Genomic DNA, 21,322 nt, shown 5'->3' with positions numbered 1-21,322 from the left:
GACCTTTAATTCCGAAACGCCTGCTTGGTCAAAAGGAATTCGACTTGGTCGAAAGGTATTCGACGGCGCCTGCTTCCTTCTCCCGGCCGTCAGGACACCGGCGAGTAGGCAGCGAAATCGGATTCGGAATCGGATTCGGACCAGGTCTCCTGACGCAGGAATTCGAGCAGGGCCGTCCCCGCCGGGCCCGAGCCCGACCGGACCACGGCGATCACGGGCTGGGACACGACCGGGAACACCGGCCGTACGAGGTGCTCGTAACCGTGGGGCACCGCGGAGGCCGGGACGAGCGTCGCCCCCAGCCCGTGCGCGGCCCAGCGCACGGCCGTCGCCGACTGGGACACGCGGGCGGCCGTGGTCGGGGTCAGACCGTTGTCCCGCAGCACGTGCAGCAGTACGCCGTCGAGCGCGCTGTCGCGGTCGAACCTCACCCACGGCTCCCCGTCCAGCTCCCGCAGCTCGACCCGGTCCGCGGCGAGTTGCCGGTGCCCGGCGCCCAGCACCACGACGAACTCCTCGTCGCCGAGGTGGTGGGCGTCGGCGGGAGTCCGCTCGCACGCCGCCATCAGCGCTAGGTCCAGCACGCCCCGGCGGCACAGCCGCTCCAGTTCGGCGGAGCTGGGCTCCTCGAAGACGGTGACCTCCAGCCGCGGGAACCGGCGACGCAGCGCGCTCAGCGCGCCCGGCAACTGCCGCGTACCGAAGCCCATTTGCACCGCGACCACAAGCTCGCCCACCAGCTCATCGGCACCGGCCCGCGCGGTCGCCCTCGCCCGCCGCGACGCACTCACCGCGACCTCCGCCTCCCGCAGAAACGCACGGCCGACCGCGGTGGGCACCAGCCCGCTCGGCGTACGAGCGAACAGCTCCACCCCGAGTTCCCGCTCCAGCCCGCGGATCTGCTGGGACACCGACGGTTGAGCGACGCGCAGCACCTCCGCCGCAGCCGTCACCGACCCCTCCGCGGCAACGGCAAGGGCGTACTCGTACTGACGAAGGCTCATCGGCTCCCGCTTCCTCCCCGCGGTGGACCGCGGTCTCCGGCTGTCATCGCTGCAACAGCAAGCAACTCGGCTGCGGGGGCGGAGATTCCCGAGACGGCCGGAGCCGATCTGTGGTGCGGCACGGGTGCTCGTCACGGTGGCTGCAGGCGGTTGGCCAATCGGCGGCCCCAGGTCTGGCCCGGGCCTTCGACGCAACGGTAGGTCAGCACGCACAGCGGCAACAGCGCGGCGAAGAACGCCACTTCGAGCGCGAGACTGTCCTGTCGCCGCCGGCCGATCGTGGCGTCGATCACCGCCAGCAGCACGGGATGCACCAGATAGACCGAGTAGCTGATCGTTCCCAGTCCGGTCAGCATCCGCGGTATGCGCCGGCGGCGCGACAACAGCCCGGCGCTGAAGGTGAGTACGGCCAGCAGGAATGCGAGGATCCAGCCGCGCCGTGTGAAGTGGTCACCGTCGCCGTACCGGTACGCACTCCCCACGGCGCAGGCGACCACGATGACGGCGGTGCCAGCCGCGTACCGCCAGGTGCTCTGACCGTTCTCGGCACGGTAGACGGCGGTGCCGAGGAACATCACGGCGAGGATCACCAGGCCCTCCCACAGCGGGACCGTGCCGTTGAACGGGACCAGGCCAAGCGCCAGTACGCCGCCCAACACGCCCCCGAACACCCGGAGTACGGGCGACCTGGCGCTCGCACAGCAGATGGCGACCCCCATGGCGATCGAGGCGAAGGCGATCAGCGGGCCGGTGCCGACCAGGCCGGTCAGGGCAGAGGCCGGCAGCACCACCCCTGCTGCCACGCTCACAGCGGCGAGCACGGCCAGGATGACGGCGACCGCCGCGGACCGCTCGTGGAGGTGGACCGTGAACAGAGCGACGACCAGCAGGTAGAAGGCCATCTCGTACGAGAGTGTCCACAGGATGAGCAGGAGATTGGGTGTCCCCAGTAACTCCTGGAGCATGGTGGCGTGGGCGACAGCCACGGCGGCAGCGCTCTGCTCGCCGAAGCCACGTATCTCCGCGATGCCCAGCAGATTGACGGTCAGGAGCCCTGCGACGACTGCCGCCCACAGCGGGTACACGCGGAAGATCCGTCCGATCCAGAACGTACGGACGCAGCCGCGGCGCTCCAGCGACGCGGGGATGATGTAGCCGCTTACCAGGAAGAACACCATGATGCCGTAGCGGCTGGTGTTGAACTGCGGCATCAAGTCCCGCCGGAAGTCCGCCATGAAGGCGTACGACGAGTGGTCGAACACCACGACGAGTGCGGCGATGCCGCGCAAGGCGTCCAGCCAGCCCAGCCGCGACGGACGGGTTGTGGTGATGGCTGCCAGTAATCGTGGTGTGAGGGGTGGGGATTCCATGCGCAGGCAGCGTCCTCTTGGATGAGGTGTTCGGTGGGTGGGTGTGGCCTGGCCGCCCTGCCGGTCGGCGAGGACCAGCAGGGGGTTCCGCTCAGAGCGGTCGCGCCGCTCTCATCACCGAGTTCAGCTGCCGGCGGATTGTTCGGCAGTACCGTTCTGGCGGCCGAACAATGGCGTGGCTGGAGGGGGTGGGGGGCGTGGCGGGTCGTCGTGAGGTGCCGGTGGATCCGGCGGCGGGTCCGGTGCAGCGGTTTGCGTTCGAGTTGCGCAAGCTGCGGGCGGAAGTCGGCGGGATCACGTATCGGGCTCTGGCCCAGCGGGCGGGCTACTCGGTGACCACGCTGTCGCAGGCCGCGGCGGGCGAGCAGTTGCCGACGCTGCCGGTGGCCCTGGCCTATGTGGGGGCGTGCGGTGGAGACCTGGCGGAGTGGGAGGCCCGGTGGAAGGGGGCGGTGGAGCAGTCCGCGGGTGACGGCTCTCGGGATGACGACGGAACAGGCGACGGAACAGGCGACGGATCAGGCGACGGATCAGGCGACGGATCAGGCGATGGCTCCGGTGGCGGGTCGGTTGCGCCGTACCGGGGTCTGGCGCGGTTCGAGACCGGTGACAGCGCCTTGTTCTTCGGCCGGGAGCAGCTCACCGCCGACCTGGTCGATCTGCTGCGCCGCCGCCGGTTCGCGGCGGTCTTCGGCCCCTCCGGCAGCGGCAAGTCCTCCCTGCTGCGGGCCGGCCTGATACCCGTACTCCGGCAGACTCAGGAGCCCGACCTGCGCCCGGCCGCGATCCGGATCCTGACCCCGGGCGAACGCCCCGCCCGTAGCCACGGCCCCCTCCTCACACCCGCGACGCCCGGCGACGGCAGCGCCGGGGCGGACACGTTCGTGATCGTCGACCAGTTCGAGGAGGTCTTCACCCTCTGCCACGATGCCGCCGAACGTGGCCGCTTCATCGACCTGCTGCTGGCCGCCCGGCAGCCCGAGAGCCGCTTACGAGTGCTGCTGGCGGTACGCGGCGACTTCTACGGCCACTGCGCCGAGCACCGCGACCTGGCCGACGCACTGCGCGACGCCAACCTGCTGGCCGGTGCGATGAGCCCGGCGGAACTGCGCGACGCCGTCGTCAAGCCGGCCACGGCCGCCGGACTGACCGTTGAACGTGCCCTCACCGCCCGGCTGGTCAAGGAGGTCGGCGACGCGCCGGGCGGGCTGCCGCTGCTGTCTCACGCGTTGCTGGAGACCTGGCGCCGGCGCCGCGGCAAGACACTGACCATGGCGGGGTACGAGGCGGCAGGATGTCTGGACGGCGCGATCGCCAAGACCGCCGAGAAGGTCTACGGCCGTTTCACCGAGGGCCAGGCAGCCGCCGCCCGCCGGGTGTTGCTGCGGCTGATCGCCCCTGGTGACGGGACCCCCGACACCCGCCGCCCCGTCGAACGCGCGGAACTGCCCGGCACCGGCCGCACCGGCCGGGAGGACACCGCCCAGGTGCTGGAGGCACTCGCCCGAGCGCGCCTGCTCACCCTGGACGGCGACACGGTCGAGCTGGCCCACGAGGCCCTGATCAATGCCTGGCCCCGGCTGCGCGGGTGGATCGAGAAGGACCGCGAACGCCTGCGTGTGCACCGTAACTTGACCGACGCGGCCCACGCCTGGCGGGAACTGAACCGCGAAAAGGGCGCCTTGTACCGGGGAAGCCGGCTCGCCGCCGCCCAGGAACACTTCGGCGGCGCACCGCGCGAGGACCTGACCGACCTGGAGCACGCCTTCCTCGAGGCCAGTCGTGACCATGAGCAGAAGGGCCGTCGCCGTTACCGGCTGGTGCTCACCGCGGTCACCGTCGCTCTGTGCCTCGCCCTCGTCGCCGCCGGCCTCGCCGTGGGGCAGTGGCAGAGCGCGGTCACCGCCCAGCACCTGGCCCAGTCCCGTCAACTGGCCGCCCAGTCCAGCGCACTCCTGGACTCCGAACCCGACCTCGCCGCACTGCTCGCCGTCCACGCCTACCGCACCAGTCCGACCCGGGAGGCCACCGCCGCCCTGTATGCCGCGGCGGCGCTACCGCTGCGTAAGCGCCTGGTCGGCGGCAGCGAGCCCGTGTCCTCCATCGCCCTCAGCGCGGACGGACATACCGTCGCCGCCAACAGCCAAGACGGCAAGGTACGGATCTGGGATCTGCCCGAGGGCCGGCTGCGGCACACGTTCACCGGCTACAGCGGCGGCAACATCGCGGCGTTCAGCCCCGACGGACGCACCCTCGCTGTCGCTACCGCCGACGACACGGGCGTGACAGTGGGCCTGTTGGACTCGGTCGCCGGCAGGAAACTCAGAACCTTCACTGTCCCCGACGGTTCGGTACGCGGCGTGGACTTCAGCCCTGATGGCCGTACCGTGGCTGTCGCCTCCCTGGCGGCCGTACGGGTGTGGGATGTGGCCACCGGCCACAAGCGGCACAGCTTCACCAGCCGCCCCGACCCGGAGGCGGTCGCCTTCGGCTCTGACGGACGTGCCGTGGCCGCGGTGAGCCGCAACGGACAGGTGCGCGTGTGGGACGTGGCCACCGGCCGCACCCGGACCGTCAACGACGACCGGATTGAGGGCGCTGCGGTGGCCTTCAGCCCAGACGGCCGGACATACGCGGATGTCCGCACCGACGGTTCGGTGCAACTGCGGGAGACGGCCACCGGCATCGTCCGGCGCACCATCAGGGACAGCGCAAGCGAGTTGGACGGAGTGGCTTTCGCTCCGGACGGGCGGACCCTCGCCATCCCCGGTCGCGGGGACACGGTACGACTGTGGGACACCGCCTCCGGCACTGAGCGGGCCGCCGTGACCGCCGGTCACCACGAACGCGGGACCCCGAAAGTGGCCCTCAGCGCGGACGGCCGCACCCTGATCACCGCAAGTAACGGTGGCCCCGCCATTCGCGTTCACCGCCTAACCGCTGATCAGCCGCAGATCACTCTGCGAGGCCGTGCTGACACGTCCATTGACGACGTGGCATTCAGTCCGGACGGACGCACGGTGACCACAGTTCACCAAGGCCCGCCCGGCCAGGGGGCGGTACGGCTCTGGGATGTCCGGACCGGTGATCATGAAGCCACGCTGGCGCTCGACACCGACCTGGCACTCCGGGGAGAGCATCTGAGTTTCCCGGTTTGGCGCTTCGGTGCCGTGGGGTTCAGCCCGACTGGGCGTGCCCTGGCCGCCAGGGCCACAAAGAACAGAGTGGTGATCGAGGTCCGCGATGTCGCCACGGGCCGTCTTCGCATAAGCCGTGCCCTGGGCGCCATCAGGGCGGTCTTCAGTCCCGACGGGACGCGGCTCGCCATCGCCGGCGGGAAGGGGTGGGTGCGGATTTGGCACCTTTCAACCGGCGCACTGCATACCGTCCACACCGATCACGGCCGATCCGTCAGAACGTTGGCGTTCACCCCGGACGGCCGCACACTTGCCGTCGTGGGGATCGGGGCCGGCGAACGGATAACGCTGCTCGACGCCGCAACCGGCCGTACACAGCACATCATCGAGCCGGGCGGGAGCGGGCTGTCGTCCCCCGCGTTCAGCCCAGACGGGCACACCCTGGCCACCGCAAGCGACAGCAACGGCTGGGTGAAGACATGGGACCCGCGCACCGGTCAGCTCCAGGACAGCTTCCGTGTCGGCGGTCCGGTGGCATCGCTGACTCTCAGCCCCGACGGACGCACCCTGGCCACAAGCAGCGCAAGAGGAGTCCAGCTGTGGGACCTTGACACCAGCCAGATCCGAACCACCCTGCGGACCCGCTCGCCCGGAGCAGTGGCGTTCAGCCCGGACGGACGCACCCTGGCCATCAGCACGGGCAACTCCGTCGAGCTGCGGAACATCGACCTGCCCGACCCGGCCCGCGCCCTCCGCAACATCTGCGAGGCCATCGACACAACGCTCACCACCCTGGAACGGTCCCGCTATCTGCACGACCAGCCCCCCGAAACCGGCTGCCAACAGCGGTGAGCCGCCCGGCTCAGCCCTCCGGCGGGACAGAAGGCGGGGTTACGGGGTGCGCGTCGCGGCGCCAGTAAGTGGGACGCCAGCAGTACAGGACACCGTGGGGCCGCCCCTGAACCCGTACGGCACCGTCAGCGGCGGCGCCCTGCTCGACAACCTCACCGCCCTCGGCGGCGACCCCGCAAGAAGACGCCCCAGTCCGAAGGGCGAGCCAGGTCAGGACTGCGCGATCCGGAACGTGAGATAGCGGCTGAAGGCTTCGTGGCTGTCGGGGGTGAAGCGCCACTCCAGCATGGCCGAGCGAAGCTCCGGCTCGGTCAGCCAGCCGTGCCAGGCGACCTCGTCAGGATCGGGGGCCACGGCGTCCGGCATCACGGCTTCGTGTACGCCGAGCCAGTGCAGGCTCAGGCCGCTGCGGTTGATGAACGTGAACAGCAAGCGCGGCAGCACACGAATGCCCAGTTCCTCTGCCAACTCCCGGGCGGCGGCCTGTTCATAGGACTCGCCGACATTCACCGCGCCACCGACCACGACCTCATAGAGCCCGGGGAAGCGCGACAAGTGCTCCGACCGCCGGTGGACGAGGATCCGGCCACGATCACCACGACACACCGTCACGGCGACCCGATGCAGCCAACCCTCCCGGGTGGCCTGCCGACGGCTGACCACACCCACCACACGATCTTGACCGTCGACCCGCTCCACCAGTTCATCCACGACGCACACCCTGGCAGAGCCCACCGACAACGCCGCCGCCCCCACACAGTGGCGTAGCGCACTATTGCAAGCGTCTGCTTGCAATAGTTAGCGGGGGTGGGGCAAGGTGGGGGCATGGCAACGCTCAACGTCGGCAATCTTGGTGAGTATCTGCGGGAGCAGCGGCGCAATGCGCAGTTGAGCCTGCGGCAGCTCGCCGAGGCCGCCGGGGTGTCCAATCCGTATCTGAGCCAGATCGAGCGCGGGCTGCGCAAGCCGAGCGCGGAGGTGTTGCAGCAGGTCGCCAAGGCCCTGCGGATCTCCGCCGAGACGCTGTACGTGCGGGCCGGGATCCTCGACGCCGAGCGGGACCGGGACGAGGTGGAGACGCGAGCCGTCATCATCGCCGACCCGACGCTCAGCGAGCGGCAGAAGCAAGTGCTGCTCCAGATCTACGAGTCGTTCCGCAAGGAGAACGGCTTCGAGATCAAGGATGTCGAGGAAATCCCGGGCGTTCAGGATGATCTGGACCCTCAGGGCGTAACGGAAGGCCGGGTCACCGCCGTTGACAGGGCCCGCACGGCCGACGGCAGCGAGGCCGAGCAGAACGACCCGTACGACGAGGACAGCCTGCACAAGAACACGAAGAACAACGATCACAAGAGCGATACGAACGACAAGAACGGCAAGAACGATCGCGGTGCACCGCACGGTCGGCAGTCCGCGAGCTGACCAGGGGCGATGTAGCCCCACCATGCGGCAGCGGTCGTACGCCGTCGCACAAAACGCCACATAAAACCCTCACTCACAGCTTTCCGGAGGACCATCGCCATGGCCATCACCGACGACCTGCGCAAGACCTTCAGCGACCCGACCCCGCTCTACTTCGCCGCCGGCACCGCCGACCTGGCCTTCCAGCAGGCCAAGAAGGTGCCCACCATCGTGGAGCAGATCCGCACCGAGGCCCCGTCCAAGATCGAGGCCGTCCGGCACATCGACCCGAACTCCGTCCAGGAGAAGGCCACCACCCGCGCCAAGGAGGCGCAGGAGACCCTTCAGGGCAAGGTCACGGAGTTCATCAGCACGCTCGACACCGACCTGAAGAAGATCGGTGAGACCGCTCAGGACTTCGCCCTCCGCAGCGTCGGCGTGGCCGCCGAGTACGCCGTGAAGGCGCGCGAGACCTACGAGAAGGTCGCCGAGCACGGCGAGCAGACCGTGAAGACCTGGCGCGGCGAGACCGCCGAGGGCATCGAGGAGCTCGCGGTCGCCGTCGAGCCGAACCCCGAGCCGGCCGCGCCCGCGGCTGCCGAGGTCAAGGACGAGAAGCCCGCCGCGGCCAAGTCCGAGCCCGCCGAGGCGAAGAAGACGGCCCCGGCCAAGAAGGCCCCGGCCGCCCGCAAGACCACGGCCAAGAAGACGACGCCCCCCAGCAAGTAAGCGCGGCGTGTAGGGACGTAAACACAGATTCACCAACGCAAGAACCGTCGGGGACTCCGGGCACTATCGGAGTCCCCGACGCGTTCTGCGGGTACGGTGACGGCGTAGAGACGACTCGACACGGGTGGTGGGCACAGTGCTGATGACGGCATTCGGCGGCTTCATGTCGCTGCTCTTCCTCGCCATGCTGGTGCTCGCCGTGGCGGCGCTTGTGCTGGCAGCGATGGCCCGCGAGGACGCGTACCGCGCCGCGGACAAGAAGACCAAGCCGTTCTGGCTGATCATTCTCGGCGTCACGGTGGCCGTGAACCTCCTGGTGCCGATCCTTTTCCTGCAGATCGCCGGCCTCATCGCGACGATCGTCTTCTTCGTGGACGTACGCCCCGCGATCAAGCAGGTCTCGGGTGGCGGAGGAGGCGGCCGTCGCGGGGGCAGCAGCAGCGACGGTCCGTACGGGCCTTATAACGGCGGACGCTGAGGCATAACGGCGGACGTTGCGGCACGCGTACGCGGCTGCCAGCGAGCTGGCACTGACCCAGGCAGGCGTACGTGGCTTACCGTCGGCGCTGACCCAGGGCGTACGCGGCTTACGGCTGGCGTTCCAGCACAGGCCGTACGTGGTTTACGGGCGGTGCTGACCAGGGCAGGCGTACGTGGCTTACCGCCAGTGCCGACCCCCGCAGGCGTACGCGGCTCATAGCCGGCGTTCCAGCAGCAGTACCGCCACGTCGTCCGTCAGTTCCCCGCCGTTGAGGTCGCGGACCTCGTTCACGGCCGCTGTAAGGAGTTCCTCGCCGCTCAGGCCCTTGGCCAGCTGGCGGCGGACCATGTCGACCATTCCCTCCTGGCCGAGCCGTTCCTTGCCGGCGCCGATATGGCCCTCTATCAGGCCGTCCGTGTAGAGCATCAGGCTCCACGCGCCGCCCAACTCCACCTGCCGGCGCGGCCAGCGGGCGTTCGGCAGCAGGCCGAGGGCCGGGCCGCCGCTCTCGTACGGGAGCAGTTCGGCGACGTGGCCGGAGCGGGCGATCAGCGGGGTGGGGTGTCCGGCCAGGCACAGGCCGGCGCGGCGGCCGTCCGGTGCGATGTCGACCGTGCAGAGCGTCGCGAAGATCTCGTCGTTGTCCCGCTCGTGCTCCAGGACCTGCTGGAGCGTGCCGAGCAGCTCGTCGCCGCACAGCCCGGCCAGCGTGAGCGCGCGCCAGGCGATGCGCAGCTCCACGCCGAGCGCCGCCTCGTCGGGGCCATGCCCGCAGACGTCGCCGATCATGGCGTGCACGGTGCCGTCCGGAGTGCGCACGGTGTCGTAGAAGTCGCCCCCGAGCAGTGCGCGCGAGCGGCCGGGCCGGTAGCGCGCGGCGAACCGCAGTGAGGAGCCCTCCAGGAGGGGATTGGGCAGCAGCCCGCGATGCAGGCGGCGGTTCTCCTGGGCACGCACCCGGCCCTCGGCGAGCTTGCGCTCGGCGGTGTCCGACCGCTTGCGCTCCACCGCGTACCGGATCGCGCGGCTGAGCAGCCGGCCGTCCAGCTCATCGCGGAAGAGGTAGTCCTGGGCGCCGACGCGCACCGCCTCAGCACCGCGTTCGGCGTCCCCGGACGCGGTGAGCGCGAGGACGGCGTGCCGGGGCGCGAGCCGAAGTACGTGCTTGAGCGTGGCCAGCTCGTCGTCGCCCTCTACGGCCCGGCCGGGCGCCGGCAGCGCGAGGTCGAGCAGGATGCAGTGGACGTCGTCGGTGAGCAGCCGCTCGGCCTCGGTGAGGTTGCGCGCGGTACGGACCCGGATCGGCTTGCCGGCCGAGTCGAGCAGCTCGGGCACGCTCAGCGAACCGGCCGGGTCGTCCTCGATCACGAGCAGCGTCAGCGAGGTGCTGCCGGCCGGTTCACCGGCGTTGCGCATGGCCGAGGACGGCGCCTGGGCGGCCGAGGCGCCCGCTGTGGACGCGGTGCCGGCCGTGGCGCCGATTCTGGAGGCGGCGCGAGCCTGACCACCTTCCACGGCCGGGATCGCTCTCTGCCGCGGTACGGGTACGGGCATCGTCTTGGTTCCTTCCCTCCCCCCGAGGGCACGGTGGGACAAGGTCTAGCCCACCGACCGGGACCATAGCGTCAGCGGTGGCCACAAAGGAATGGCGTAAAGCGATCGGTACGCAAAACGGCCCCCGTCATATGCCGCATCCCCTAACGGATTTGGACATCGGTCGGCTCTCCAGGTGATGACGAACGTCACGTTGCCAGGGTTGATCCGGGCCCCGGAACGTGCTGCACGTCACGTGGGATGCGTCACGTATCAGCGGTTATGGGAGGGAGTTGCGGCAGCGACCGCCGTCCGCACCTTCACGTCACGCGCGTCCCTCACGGTCCCTCACGCAGCCGGACGCACGACCCCCAGGATCGGCATGGATCCCGCACCCGCGACCGTCACCGTCCGCCCCGGCCGTGGGGCGTGGATCATCGCGCCGTCGCCTATGTACATCGCCACATGGCTGGCGTCGGAGTTGTAGATGATGAGGTCGCCCGGGCGCATGTCCTTGATGTCGACACGGTCGAGCTGCTTCCACTGCTCCTGCGACGTACGCGGGATGGCCTGGCCTGCCGCCGCCCATGCCTGCAAGGTCAGGCCGGAGCAGTCGAACGTCTTCGGGCCCTCGGCGCCCCATTCGTACTGTTTGCCCAGCTGCTCCGTCGCGTACTCCACGGCCTTCTTGCCCGACGCCGTCGCCTCGCCCTTGACGTCATCGAGTACGCCGGAATCCAGCCAGGCCGTCTGCGCCTTGGCCGCGGCCTCCCGCTCCAGCTCGGCCAGCCGCTCCTTCTCGTCCTCCTCCAGCTCCGACTCGAGCTTCTCGGCGGCGGCGATCTGCTTCTTGACCTTCTTCTTCGCCTCGGCCTTGGCCTTGCGGTTGCCCTCCAGCTTCTGCCACTGGGCGGAGGCGTCCTTCGCGTACTGCTTCAAGTCCTTCTGCGTACGGGCCAGTTCGGCGAGCAGGCTCTTGGTCGCCCGCTCGCCCTGGCGCACCCGGCCCGCGCCGTCCAGATACTGCTGCGGGTTGTCGCTGAGCATCAGTTCCGCCTCGGGCGGCAGTCCGCCGCTGCGGTACTGGGCGCGGGCCGCCGCACCCGCCCGGTCCTTCAACTTGTCCAGCTTCGCCTGGCCCTGGACGATCGCGCGGGCCAGCTCGACGATCTGGGCGGACTGCTTGTCGGCCTTCTCCTCCGCCGCGTTGTACGCGTCCGTGGCGACCGCGGCGTCGTGGTAGAGCTTGTCCAGCTTCTTGCGGATCGCCTCAAGGTCCTTGGTGCTCGCGGGCGTTGAGGACGGAGATCGTGGTGCCGGGCTCGGTGTCGGATCCGCGTACGCCACCCCGGGCGCGGCCATGATGGCCGCCGCGCAGGCCAGGGCCATGGTCACCGTGGTCAGGCTCCGCTTGCCCGCTCCCATACTCCGCTCCCCAAAGCTGATTTACCGTCAGTAACTTACGGATGCCTCGGGGGATGGTGCCATGGCGCCCCGCAATCCGACAGAGGCAGACGCGAACTCCCCCAACTCCCCACAGGCCGCCTCCCTCAACTCCCCTCAGGCCGCCGCCCACTCGGCAACTCCCCTCGGGTCCTGCCCACTCGTGCCCACTCGACAATGATCTCCCCGCCCATGTGACGAACGACTCACGGAGATCGTTCCCGCTGCTGCCGGAGATCCTTCCCGCGGCATCACCGCGCCACCGCGCCACCGCGCCGCCTCATCGCGTCATCGCGTCACCGCAGGCCGGTTCACGGGTGCGGGCTGCCGCATCGTCGCGTCACCGCAGGCCGGTTCACGGGTGCGGGCTGCCGCATCGTCGCGTCACCGCAGGCCGGTTCACAGGTGCGGGCTGTCGCATCACCGCATGCCGGTCTACGGGCGCGGGCTGCCGCATCGTCGCACCACCGCACGCCGGTTCACGGCCGCGGGCTCACCAGAAGGCGCGGGCCACGGCAGCCGTGACTACCCCCGAGGCGCCAACGCCCCCCACCGCACGGTCACTTCGCCCTGTCGCCAGCGCGTCACGCCGTCCGTGACCGGCCAGTCGGCCGACAGATCGCGTACGGCCCGTATCCAGCGCTGCCGGACGCCGTACGAGGCGTACGGCGCTGCTGCCGCCCAGGCGCGGTCGAAGTCGCGCAGGAAGGCGTGCACCGGTTCACCCGGGACGTTGCGGTGGATGAGCGCCTTGGGGAGCCGTTCGGCCAGGTCGGAGGGGCGGTCCAGGGAGCCGAGGCGGGTGGCGAACGTGACGGTGCGCGGGCCCTCGGCGCCGAGCGCGACCCAGACGTGCCGTCGGCCGATCTCGTCGCAGGTGCCCTCGACGAGGAGCCCCCCGCGCGAGTTGGCGCACGCCGGCGCGAGGCGGGCGCACAGTCGCGCCCAGACGCCGGCGACCTCCGCCTCCTCGTACTGACGCAGCACGTTCGCCGCGCGGATCAGCGAGGGCCGCTCCGGGAGCGGGATCTCGAAGCCGCCGTGCCGGAAGGCGAGCCCTTCGCGCTCGTAGGGCAGCGCCGCCGCGACCCGGGCCGGATCGATCTCGACACCGACCACGCGCGTGCGTGGAGCGACGGTGCGCAGCCGCTGGAGGAGCTCCGCCGGGGTCCAGTGCGCGGCCCCGTAACCGAGGTCGACGGCCACCGCCTCGCCGGCCCGGCGCAGTTCGGCGCCGTGCACGGCGGCGATCCAGCGGTCCATGCGCCGCAGCCGGTTGGGGTTGGTCGTCCCGCGCGTCACCGTTCCCACGGGGGCGGGGGCGCGGGATGTCATGCGTACGAGGTTAGGGGGCGGCACTGACAGCGAGCCCTGGGTGTGTCCGCCACCACGTCTACGCACGGCAGCGTCGAACGGTTGAGCGAGATTCGGCAATGTTTCGGCAAAGAGGAAATGGAACGGGGGGCTCCGGTGTTCCGGCATTGGAGGGCACTCCAGGTCCTCCGGTCAGGCATGCCCGCAGCAAGGAGGAACGCCACGTGAGCCAGTACGTGAGCAGGCTCGGGCGCCGCTCTCCGGCGGCACCCCCGAGGCTCAGGCTGCACCGCAGGCCACGCCGCGTCGCGATGCTCTCCGTGCACACCTCGCCACTGCACCAGCCCGGCACGGGCGACGCCGGCGGCATGAACGTCTACATCGTGGAGCTGGCCCAGCGCCTCGCCGCGATCAACATCGAGGTCGAGATCTTCACGCGCGCGACCACCGGCGGCCTGCCGCCCAAGGTGGAACTCGCGCCCGGCGTCCTCGTACGCCACGTCGACGCCGGCCCCTACGAAGGCCTCGCCAAGGAGGACCTGCCCGCCCAGCTGTGCGCCTTCACGCACGGCGTGATGCAGGCCTGGGCCGGTCACCGCCCCGGCTACTACGACCTGGTGCACTCGCACTACTGGCTCTCCGGCCACGTCGGCTGGCTGGCCGCCGAACGCTGGGGCGCCCCCCTGGTGCACGCCATGCACACCATGGCGAAGGTCAAGAACGCCGCCCTGGCCGAGGGCGACACCCCCGAGCCGACCGCCCGCGTCATCGGCGAGACCCAGATCGTCCGCGCCGCCGACCGCCTCATCGCCAACACCTCCGAAGAGGCCGACGAACTCGTACGCCACTACGACGCCGACCCCGGCAAGGTCGCGGTCGTCCACCCCGGCGTGAACCTCGACCGCTTCCGCCCCGCCGACGGCCGCGCCGCCGCCCGCGCCCGTCTCGGGCTCCCGCAGGACGCCCTGATCCCCCTCTTCGCGGGCCGCATCCAGCCCCTGAAGGCCCCCGATGTACTGCTGCGCGCGGTGGCCGTCCTCCTTCAGGAGCGCCCCGAGCTCCGCTCGAAAATCGTGGTCCCTGTAGTGGGCGGTCCGAGCGGCAGCGGACTCGCCAAGCCTGAAGGCCTGCAGAAACTCGCCGCCCGCCTGGGTATCGCCGACGTCGTCTGGTTCCGCCCGCCCGTCGGCCAGGACAAGCTGGCGGACTGGTTCCGGGCCGCCTCCGTGCTCGTGATGCCCTCCTACAGTGAGTCGTTCGGGCTCGTCGCCATAGAGGCGCAGGCGACCGGCACTCCGGTGCTCGCGGCCGCCGTGGGCGGACTCCCCGTCGCCGTACGCGACAAGGAGACGGGCTTTTTGGTCCCCGGTCACGACCCTGCCGACTACGCGCGCGTGCTGCGCGATTTCGCCGACAATCCCGCGCTCCCGGAGCGGATGGGCGAGGCAGCCGCCTGGCACGCCAAGTCCTTCGGCTGGAACACCGCGGCCTCGGCCACCGCGGACGTCTACACGGCCGCCGTCCACGACCACCGCCGTCGCGTACGCTCCCACCATGGCTGACGAACGGCAGGCCGCACAGGTCGTCGAGGCGTTCCTCAAGGACGCCGAACTGGAGTGGGAAAGCCCCGAACCCGGCACCTACGTGGTGAAGCTCCCCGGCACCCGCAAGCTGTCCACGACCGTCTCCCTGATCGTCGGCAGACACTCCCTGTCCCTCAACGCCTTCGTGATCCGGCACCCCGACGAGAACGAGTCCGGCGTCCACCGCTGGCTCCTGGAGCGCAACCTCAAGCTCTATGGCGTCAGTTACGCCGTCGACCCGCTCGGCGACGTCTATGTGACCGGAAAACTCCCCCTGGCCGCCGTCACATCCGAGGAGATCGACCGGCTGCTCGGATCGGTCCTGGAGGCAGCCGACGGCGGTTTCAACACCCTCCTTGAGCTCGGTTTCGCGTCCGCGATCCGCAAGGAGTACGCCTGGCGGGTCTCGCGCGGCGAATCGACCCGCAACCTGGACGCGTTCACTCACCTGACTCAGCGCCCCGCCAACTGACGCCTGGTTTCGGTCGATCAACCATCGATTAACCGCTGCACGCCCTCTTCCCTGCTCTGGGGCCCCATGGCATGCTCACCGCCGGCGCAATTCTGAACGTCGTTCACATCCATGGAAATACCCATCCCTGGAAGGACGTGCGTACATGAGCAAGGAGTCAAAGGAGTCAGGCGAGAGGCACGAAAAGCGACGCGGGCACCCTGGGGGACACGAGAAGCGCCCCAAGCACGCGCGTATCACCAGACGGGCACTGCTGAACAGCGCGGCGGCCGTGGCCGTCGGCGCCGTGACCGACGGACCGGCGGCGGCCGCCACCTCCCCGCAGGCGGTACCCCGGGAACGTACGGGCAAAGTGCCGGCCCTCTGGCGGGAGTTCGTGAGAACCCCCTTCACGCACCCGCAGATCCCGTACGTCGGCCGAGCCGGTCACCGCGCCGGGGCGGCGCACTTCCCCCGGCGCCCCGTCGTGGCCGACGTCCGCGCGTACGGCGCCAGGGCGGACGGCGTGACCGACTCCGCTCCCGCGATCAACCGGGCCATCGCCGCCGCCGGAAGGGCCGGCGGTGGCACGGTTGTAGTCCCGCCCGGCACGTACCGCATCGACAACCTGATCCGCATCGGCTGCTCCAACGTCGTCCTGCGCGGCGCCGGCAGCGACCGTACGAAGCTGTACGCGACCAAGAACCTCACCGAGCTGATCGGGCTCTACGGATCGCGTTACGGCGGCGACAAGTCGTCGTGGTCGTGGGCGGGCGGACTCATCTGGCTCTGCCCCACGGCCCGTTGGGACTCACTCGCCACCGCGATCAGGGCGAAGGCCTGGCCCTTCGAAGGCTGGACCGGGAACAGTCGGGACGAGTGGGAGACGCTGACCACCGTGGCACCGGCGCGACGGGGCTCGTGGTCGGTGACGGTCGCCGACGCGAAGCACCTGAAGGCCGGCCGGCTTGTCCTGCTCCGATTAGCCGACGACACCGACCACACCCTCCTGGAGCACATGGCGGGCGGCGGCCCGGGCCCGGAGGCGTACCACTGGGACGACAAGACAAAGCTGACCGGTTACGTCCCCTACGAGTGGCCCGTGCGCATCGCGCGCGTGCAGGGCAAAAAGGTCACCCTGGAGCGCCCCCTCCCGCTCGACATACGCCCCGAGTGGGACCCGCGCCTCACCACCCACGTCACGGCGCTCACCGGCGCGGGCGTCGAAGGCCTCACCCTGGAGGCCGTCGAGACGCCGCAGCCGCCGCACCTCCTCGACCAGGGCTACAACGGCGTCACGTTCCAGTGCGCGTACGACTGCTGGGCCGACGACGTCGTCGTACGCCATATGGACAACGGCTTCGGCCTGGTGGCGGCCTCGGCCTGCACCCTACGCAACACCCGTGTCGCGGGCCGGGGTTCACACCACCCGTACTTCTGCCGCGAGGGTTCGCACGACAACCTCATCGAGGACTTCACGATCGAGCAGGGCACGACCCCGGCGCCGTCCGGCACCCAGCTCCACGGCATCAACGTAGAAGGCCTGTCCTCCTACAACGTCTGGTCGCGCGGCGATATGCGGATGGGCACCTTCGACTCACACCGCGGCATGCCCTTCGCGAACGTCCGCACCGACATCACGGTCAACAACACCGGCCGCCACGGAGGGGACTACAGCGCCGGACCCCTCTTCGGAGCCCGCTTCACCCACTGGAACATCCGCGTCTCGAACCACCGGGCCGGCCTGGTGAAGATCGACGGCGTGGCCCCGTACAGCGTCACCGTCGGCCTCAACCACTGCACCGAGTTCGGCCAGATCGACGTACCCGACTTCGCCGGAGACCTGCACACGCGCCTGGAGCTGTACGACACCACGGACGTCGTACGACCGCGGAATCTGTACGAGGCTCAGCGTGAGCTGACGCGAGAACTCATGCGCGAGCTGCCGCGGTAGCGCCCCGGGGTCACACCCACCAACCGCTTGAAATGGCGCGTCAGATGGGACTGGTCGTAGAAGCCGGTCGCCGTGGCCACCTCGCTCGGCGCGTGACCGTCGAGGAGCAGCCGGCGGGCGCGGTCGACGCGGCGTGACATCAGGTACTGGTGCGGCGCGATACCGAAGGCCGCGCTGAACGCCCGTACCAGATGGGCCGGATGGGCATGCACGAGCCGCGCGGCCTCGTCCAGGGCGATGCCCGGGACGAGGCGGGCGTCGAGGAGTTCGCGCAGGGTGTGCGCGATGCCGTGGTCCGGTGGCGGCCGGTCGTCAGTCAACCGGGGGCGCAGGTGGCCTCGCAGCCTGTCGCCGATGAGCGCGAGTCGGCTCGCGGCCTCCAGCTCGTCACCGGGCTGCCGCAGAGCCGAGTGCAGTTGCCCAACTCGCGTGCGCAGTACGGGATCCGCCAGGTCGGGGCCGTCCACCGCCGGGCCGATGAAGCTCTCGTCGAGCTGGGTCGCGTCCAGGTAGATGACGCGCTTGCGGAAGCCGTGCGGGGTCGCGGGGGAGCCGTTGTGCGGCACGTGCGGCGGAAGCAGGGTGACCGTGTCGTGCGGGGTGCCGTGCTCGTGCCGGTCGAGGTCGTAGCGTACGGCGCCGTCGTCGACGATCAGCAGGGTCCACGCGTCGTGTACGTGCATGGGGTACGCGTACTCGGTGAAGTGGGCGTGGAACACCTCCACGACACCCGGGACACGCGGGCGCCAGGCGGACACTTCCTGCCGGGGCACCATGCAAGAAACGTACAAGACGGTGGCGTACGGCGGCCGTCAGTCTCGTCCCATGAACAACGAACCCATCCTCCCCCACTCTCGACTTCGCTCGAGCGGGGGGACCCCCACCGACACCAAGATCGCCGTACTCCTGCGGGACGACCTGGAGTCCTGGCAGCGCCTGAATGTGACCGCCTTCCTGGTCAGCGGCCTGGGGACCGAGCTGCCCGAGGTGATCGGCGAGCCGTACGAGGACGCCGACGGAACCCCGTACCTCCGGATGTTCCGCCAGCCCGTGATGATCTTCGAAGGCTCCAAGGAGACCCTGACCGCGGCCCACAGCCGCGCCCTCACCCGCGCTCTGCCCCGCTCGGTTTTCACGTCGGACCTGTTCACCACGGGCAACGACCGGGACAACCGCGCGGCCGTACGGGCCGTCCCCACAGGGGAGTTGGACCTGGTGGGCCTCGCGGTGTACGGGCCGCGCAACGGCGTGGACAAGGTGGTGAAGGGGGCGCGGATGCATCCCTGAGGTCTTGGCCCGAGTCCCGTTTGCTGACCCTCAGCGGTCGAACCACTTCCCGCCCTCGCCGCTGAACCCGACCACGATCACGAGGGCGAAGGCGAGGCCCGAGGCGGCGGCGGGGGCGCCGCCTGAGGCGGCCAGCCCGATGAGGCCGCTGAGTACCGCGAACGCCTCGATCACGAGCACGGTGATACGCACCCAGGCGTACCGCTTCCGTGCCAGTACGGCACAGGTGAGCAGGACGAGCGCCAACACGATGGAGGTGTATGCCAACGGCCGCATCACACCGTCGACCTCCTGGTTGTGTTCGATTCGGCTGTTCACCTCGGCCAGGATGAAGAACCCGCCCAGACCATTGATGACAGCCTGAATCCACATCACCACCACAGCGATCTTGACCTGCAACGGCATACGCGCCGGCGCTTCAGTGACCATGAGCCCTGCCCCTTCTCGTGTCCCGTCTGCGCCGGCGACCCGGCGCACCCCGCCATCCAGCAGCCCCTGAACCATGGGGTATTGGAGCGGGGAGGGGTCCCGGGCGCCGGGCGCCCAGGGCTCGTCGAAGGCGGGGGGCGGGGAGGATGGGGAGGGCGCCCCATGGGCGTACGGCCCGAATGGCTCACGCCGCGCTGATCCCCGGCTTCGCGGGCGACGCGGCGGATCCCGGCGCCGGCTCCTCATCCGGCAACCCCCGCATCAGCACCCAGTACCCGACCCCCGCCACCGTCCCCACCACCGCACACGTCCCCCACAGCCACTCCGCCCCCAGCCAGTCGATGATCCCGCCCGCCATCAGGGGGGCGACGAGGCTGGCCACCGGCCAGGTCGATGCGTAGACGCCCTGGTAGCGGCCCCGGCCGTGCAACGGGGAGAGACGGACGACCAGGCCCATCTGGATGGGGGCCATGACGATCTCGGCGAGGGACCAGACGCACACGGTGAGGGCGATGAGCCCGAGGGACCCGGCGAAGGCGGTGAGGCCGAAGCCGTACCCCGCGCAGAGCGAGGAGATGACGAGCAGCCGCCCGGGATCACGGTCTTCGAGGAAGCGGGTGACGGGGATCTGGAGGACGACGATCAGGACGCCGTTGATGGCGATCGCCATGCCGTAGTCGGCGGGCGCGAACCCCGCCTGCCCCATCGCCACCGGCAGCCCCACCATTCCCTGCATGAAGATCAGCGCGATGAGGAAGAACAGCACGACCATGCCCATGAACCGGCCGTCGCGCAGAACGGTGCCGAGGCTCACCTCCTCGGCCGCCTTTTCCTTCTCCGTACGTACGGGCCTGGATTCCGGCAACTTGGCGAAGATGACGATCGCGCAGGCGAGCGTCATCCCGGCCTCGATCAGGAACCCGGCGACATAGCTGTACTCGGCGATAAATCCGGCGACCGCCGACGAGATCGCGAACCCGAGGTTGATCGCCCAGTAGTTGAGGGAGAGGGCCCGCACCCGGTCTTCGGGCGGGACGATGTCGGCCATCATCGCCTGCACGGCGGGCCGGGAGGCGCTGCTGGTCGCGCCGACCAGGAAGGCGACGGCGGCGATCGCGACCGGGTGCTGCATAAAGCCGAGCAGCGCGACGCTCGCAGCCGTCGACGACTGGGCGATGAGCAGGGTGGGCCGCCGCCCGAGCCGGTCGGTCATCACGCCCGCGACGATGGAGGAGACGACCCCGCCGAGCCCGTGGAGTGCGACGACGAGACCGGCGTACGAGGCGGAGTAGCCGCGCTCGAGGGTGAGATACAGGGCCATGAAGGTGGCGACGAAGGCCCCGAGCCGGTTGACGAGCGTGCTGAGCCACAGCCACCAGAACGCGCGGGGTAAGCCGGAGACGGATTCGCGGACGGCGCGTTTCATGGCGGCGCGTGACATCGGAATCCCCCGGATGTAAGCGGCTTAGGGTCCCTCTGTAACTTACAAGAGCGGAGCGTTGCCCCGCCCTCCAATTAATGAGGGTCCTCAACTGTCCGGCTGCCGGGCAGCCCCACGACGGATTCAGGGCGTCTATTACGCTCGGGGCATGGCCGACGCACCGTACAAGCTGATCCTCCTCCGCCACGGCGAGAGCGAATGGAACGCGAAGAACCTGTTCACCGGCTGGGTGGACGTCAACCTCAACGAGAAGGGCGAGAAGGAGGCAGTCCGCGGCGGTGAGCTGCTCAAGGACGCCGGCCTGCTGCCCGACGTCGTGCACACCTCCCTCCAGAAGCGCGCGATCCGCACCGCGCAGCTCGCGCTGGAGGCCGCCGACCGCCTGTGGATCCCGGTCCACCGCACCTGGCGCCTGAACGAGCGTCACTACGGCGCGCTCCAGGGCAAGGACAAGGCGCAGACGCTCGCCGAGTTCGGCGAGGAACAGTTCATGCTGTGGCGCCGCTCGTACGACACGCCTCCGCCGCCGCTGGACCGCGACGCCGAGTACTCGCAGTTCGAGGACCCGCGCTACGCGACCCTCCCGCCGGAGCTGCGCCCGCAGACGGAGTGCCTCAAGGACGTCGTCGTCCGCATGCTCCCGTACTGGTTCGACGGCATCGTCCCCGACCTCCTCACCGGCCGCACGGTCCTGGTGGCGGCCCACGGCAACTCGCTGCGCGCCCTCGTCAAGCACCTCGACGGCATCTCGGACGCGGACATCGCGGGCCTGAACATCCCGACAGGCATCCCGCTGTCCTACGAACTGGACGCCGACTTCAAGCCGGTGAACCCCGGCGGCACGTACCTCGACCCGGAGGCGGCCGCGGCGGCGATCGAGGCGGTCAAGAACCAGGGAAAGAAGAAGTAGGTT

18 protein-coding genes are annotated in these 21,322 nt (G+C 69.9%); 9 read left to right on the top strand and 9 right to left on the bottom strand.

Translation table 11 applies throughout. From position 1 onward, the window contains the following. Nucleotides 1-89: 89 nt before the first annotated feature. Both OHT21_RS21025 and OHT21_RS21020 read right to left on the bottom strand, forming a co-directional pair. Nucleotides 90-1,004 (bottom strand): LysR family transcriptional regulator, encoded by a 915-nt coding sequence (locus OHT21_RS21025; protein ID WP_328769903.1) that lies wholly within the window; start codon nt 1,002-1,004, stop codon nt 90-92. Between the two features lie 131 nt (nt 1,005-1,135). Continuing rightward, complete coding sequence (locus OHT21_RS21020) at nt 1,136-2,374, bottom strand: acyltransferase family protein (protein ID WP_328769902.1); 1,239 nt, start codon at nt 2,372-2,374, stop codon at nt 1,136-1,138. A 197-nt stretch (nt 2,375-2,571) separates the two neighbouring features. Here OHT21_RS21020 and OHT21_RS21015 point away from each other — a divergent pair, with 197 nt between their 5' ends. Continuing rightward, on the top strand, nt 2,572-6,363 hold the full coding sequence (locus OHT21_RS21015) for an nSTAND1 domain-containing NTPase (protein WP_328769901.1): 3,792 nt from the start codon (nt 2,572-2,574) through the stop codon (nt 6,361-6,363). Nucleotides 6,364-6,573: 210 nt separating this feature from the next. Here the strand turns inward: OHT21_RS21015 and OHT21_RS21010 are convergent, their stop codons facing one another. After that, on the bottom strand, nt 6,574-7,074 hold the full coding sequence (locus OHT21_RS21010; protein ID WP_443050407.1) for an NUDIX domain-containing protein: 501 nt from the start codon (nt 7,072-7,074) through the stop codon (nt 6,574-6,576). Between the two features lie 114 nt (nt 7,075-7,188). Between OHT21_RS21010 and OHT21_RS21005 the strand changes: the two genes are divergently transcribed. The 3 genes from OHT21_RS21005 (at nt 7,189) to OHT21_RS20995 (ending at nt 8,971) form a co-directional block, all read left to right on the top strand. Then, nucleotides 7,189-7,785: a helix-turn-helix domain-containing protein gene (locus OHT21_RS21005; protein ID WP_328769900.1), complete on the top strand. Its 597-nt coding sequence runs from the start codon at nt 7,189-7,191 to the stop codon at nt 7,783-7,785. A 99-nt stretch (nt 7,786-7,884) separates the two neighbouring features. Further along, nucleotides 7,885-8,493 (top strand): hypothetical protein, encoded by a 609-nt coding sequence (locus OHT21_RS21000; RefSeq protein WP_328769899.1) that lies wholly within the window; start codon nt 7,885-7,887, stop codon nt 8,491-8,493. 142 nt (nt 8,494-8,635) lie between these two features. Beyond that, nucleotides 8,636-8,971: a DUF2516 family protein gene (locus OHT21_RS20995; protein ID WP_443050406.1), complete on the top strand. Its 336-nt coding sequence runs from the start codon at nt 8,636-8,638 to the stop codon at nt 8,969-8,971. Between the two features lie 216 nt (nt 8,972-9,187). Here OHT21_RS20995 and OHT21_RS20990 read toward each other — a convergent pair whose 3' ends face one another. The 3 genes from OHT21_RS20990 to OHT21_RS20980 all read right to left on the bottom strand — a co-directional run bounded on the left by OHT21_RS20990 (nt 9,188) and on the right by OHT21_RS20980 (nt 13,285). Continuing rightward, nucleotides 9,188-10,528 carry a PP2C family protein-serine/threonine phosphatase gene (locus OHT21_RS20990; RefSeq protein WP_328769897.1) on the bottom strand — a complete coding sequence of 447 codons (1,341 nt, stop codon included), beginning with the start codon at nt 10,526-10,528 and terminating at the stop codon, nt 9,188-9,190. A gap of 327 nt (nt 10,529-10,855) precedes the next feature. Then, nucleotides 10,856-11,932, bottom strand: coding sequence for a C40 family peptidase (locus tag OHT21_RS20985; RefSeq protein WP_328769896.1), 1,077 nt, complete (start codon nt 11,930-11,932; stop codon nt 10,856-10,858). A gap of 543 nt (nt 11,933-12,475) precedes the next feature. Continuing rightward, nucleotides 12,476-13,285, bottom strand: a complete 810-nt coding sequence (locus OHT21_RS20980) for a class I SAM-dependent methyltransferase (RefSeq protein WP_328769895.1) — start codon at nt 13,283-13,285, stop codon at nt 12,476-12,478. A gap of 203 nt (nt 13,286-13,488) precedes the next feature. Between OHT21_RS20980 and mshA the strand changes: the two genes are divergently transcribed. From mshA to OHT21_RS20965, 3 genes are all read left to right on the top strand, one after another. Beyond that, a complete protein-coding gene (gene mshA / locus OHT21_RS20975) occupies nt 13,489-14,826 on the top strand; it encodes a D-inositol-3-phosphate glycosyltransferase (RefSeq protein ID WP_328769894.1) in 1,338 nt (445 codons plus the stop codon). After that, nucleotides 14,819-15,319 (top strand): YbjN domain-containing protein, encoded by a 501-nt coding sequence (locus OHT21_RS20970; RefSeq protein ID WP_328769893.1) that lies wholly within the window; start codon nt 14,819-14,821, stop codon nt 15,317-15,319. The genes mshA and OHT21_RS20970 overlap by 8 nt, the downstream gene beginning before the upstream one ends. A gap of 145 nt (nt 15,320-15,464) precedes the next feature. Then, a complete protein-coding gene (locus OHT21_RS20965; RefSeq protein WP_328769892.1) occupies nt 15,465-17,252 on the top strand; it encodes a glycosyl hydrolase family 28-related protein in 1,788 nt (595 codons plus the stop codon). On the opposite strand, the gene OHT21_RS20960 is transcribed toward OHT21_RS20965, so the two are convergent. Beyond that, a complete protein-coding gene (locus tag OHT21_RS20960; protein ID WP_328769891.1) occupies nt 17,207-18,028 on the bottom strand; it encodes a helix-turn-helix transcriptional regulator in 822 nt (273 codons plus the stop codon). The two genes, OHT21_RS20965 and OHT21_RS20960, sit on opposite strands and share 46 nt — an antisense overlap. 49 nt (nt 18,029-18,077) lie before the next feature. Between OHT21_RS20960 and OHT21_RS20955 the strand changes: the two genes are divergently transcribed. Then, nucleotides 18,078-18,539: a DUF2000 domain-containing protein gene (locus tag OHT21_RS20955; RefSeq protein ID WP_328769890.1), complete on the top strand. Its 462-nt coding sequence runs from the start codon at nt 18,078-18,080 to the stop codon at nt 18,537-18,539. A gap of 30 nt (nt 18,540-18,569) precedes the next feature. On the opposite strand, the gene OHT21_RS20950 is transcribed toward OHT21_RS20955, so the two are convergent. Then, nucleotides 18,570-18,968, bottom strand: coding sequence for a hypothetical protein (locus tag OHT21_RS20950; protein WP_328769889.1), 399 nt, complete (start codon nt 18,966-18,968; stop codon nt 18,570-18,572). Nucleotides 18,969-19,152: 184 nt separating this feature from the next. Then, nucleotides 19,153-20,409 (bottom strand): MDR family MFS transporter, encoded by a 1,257-nt coding sequence (locus OHT21_RS20945; RefSeq protein WP_328769888.1) that lies wholly within the window; start codon nt 20,407-20,409, stop codon nt 19,153-19,155. Between the two features lie 148 nt (nt 20,410-20,557). On the opposite strand from OHT21_RS20945, the gene OHT21_RS20940 reads away from it, so the two are divergent. Beyond that, nucleotides 20,558-21,319, top strand: coding sequence for a phosphoglyceromutase (locus tag OHT21_RS20940; RefSeq protein WP_328439983.1), 762 nt, complete (start codon nt 20,558-20,560; stop codon nt 21,317-21,319). Nucleotides 21,320-21,322 lie beyond the last annotated feature (3 nt).

It is taken from the genome of Streptomyces sp. NBC_00286 (assembly GCF_036173125.1).
Classification (GTDB): Bacteria; Actinomycetota; Actinomycetes; order Streptomycetales; family Streptomycetaceae; genus Streptomyces.
Note: the sequence above shows the minus strand (reverse complement) of the source record. Positions and strands in the feature narration are given on the sequence as shown.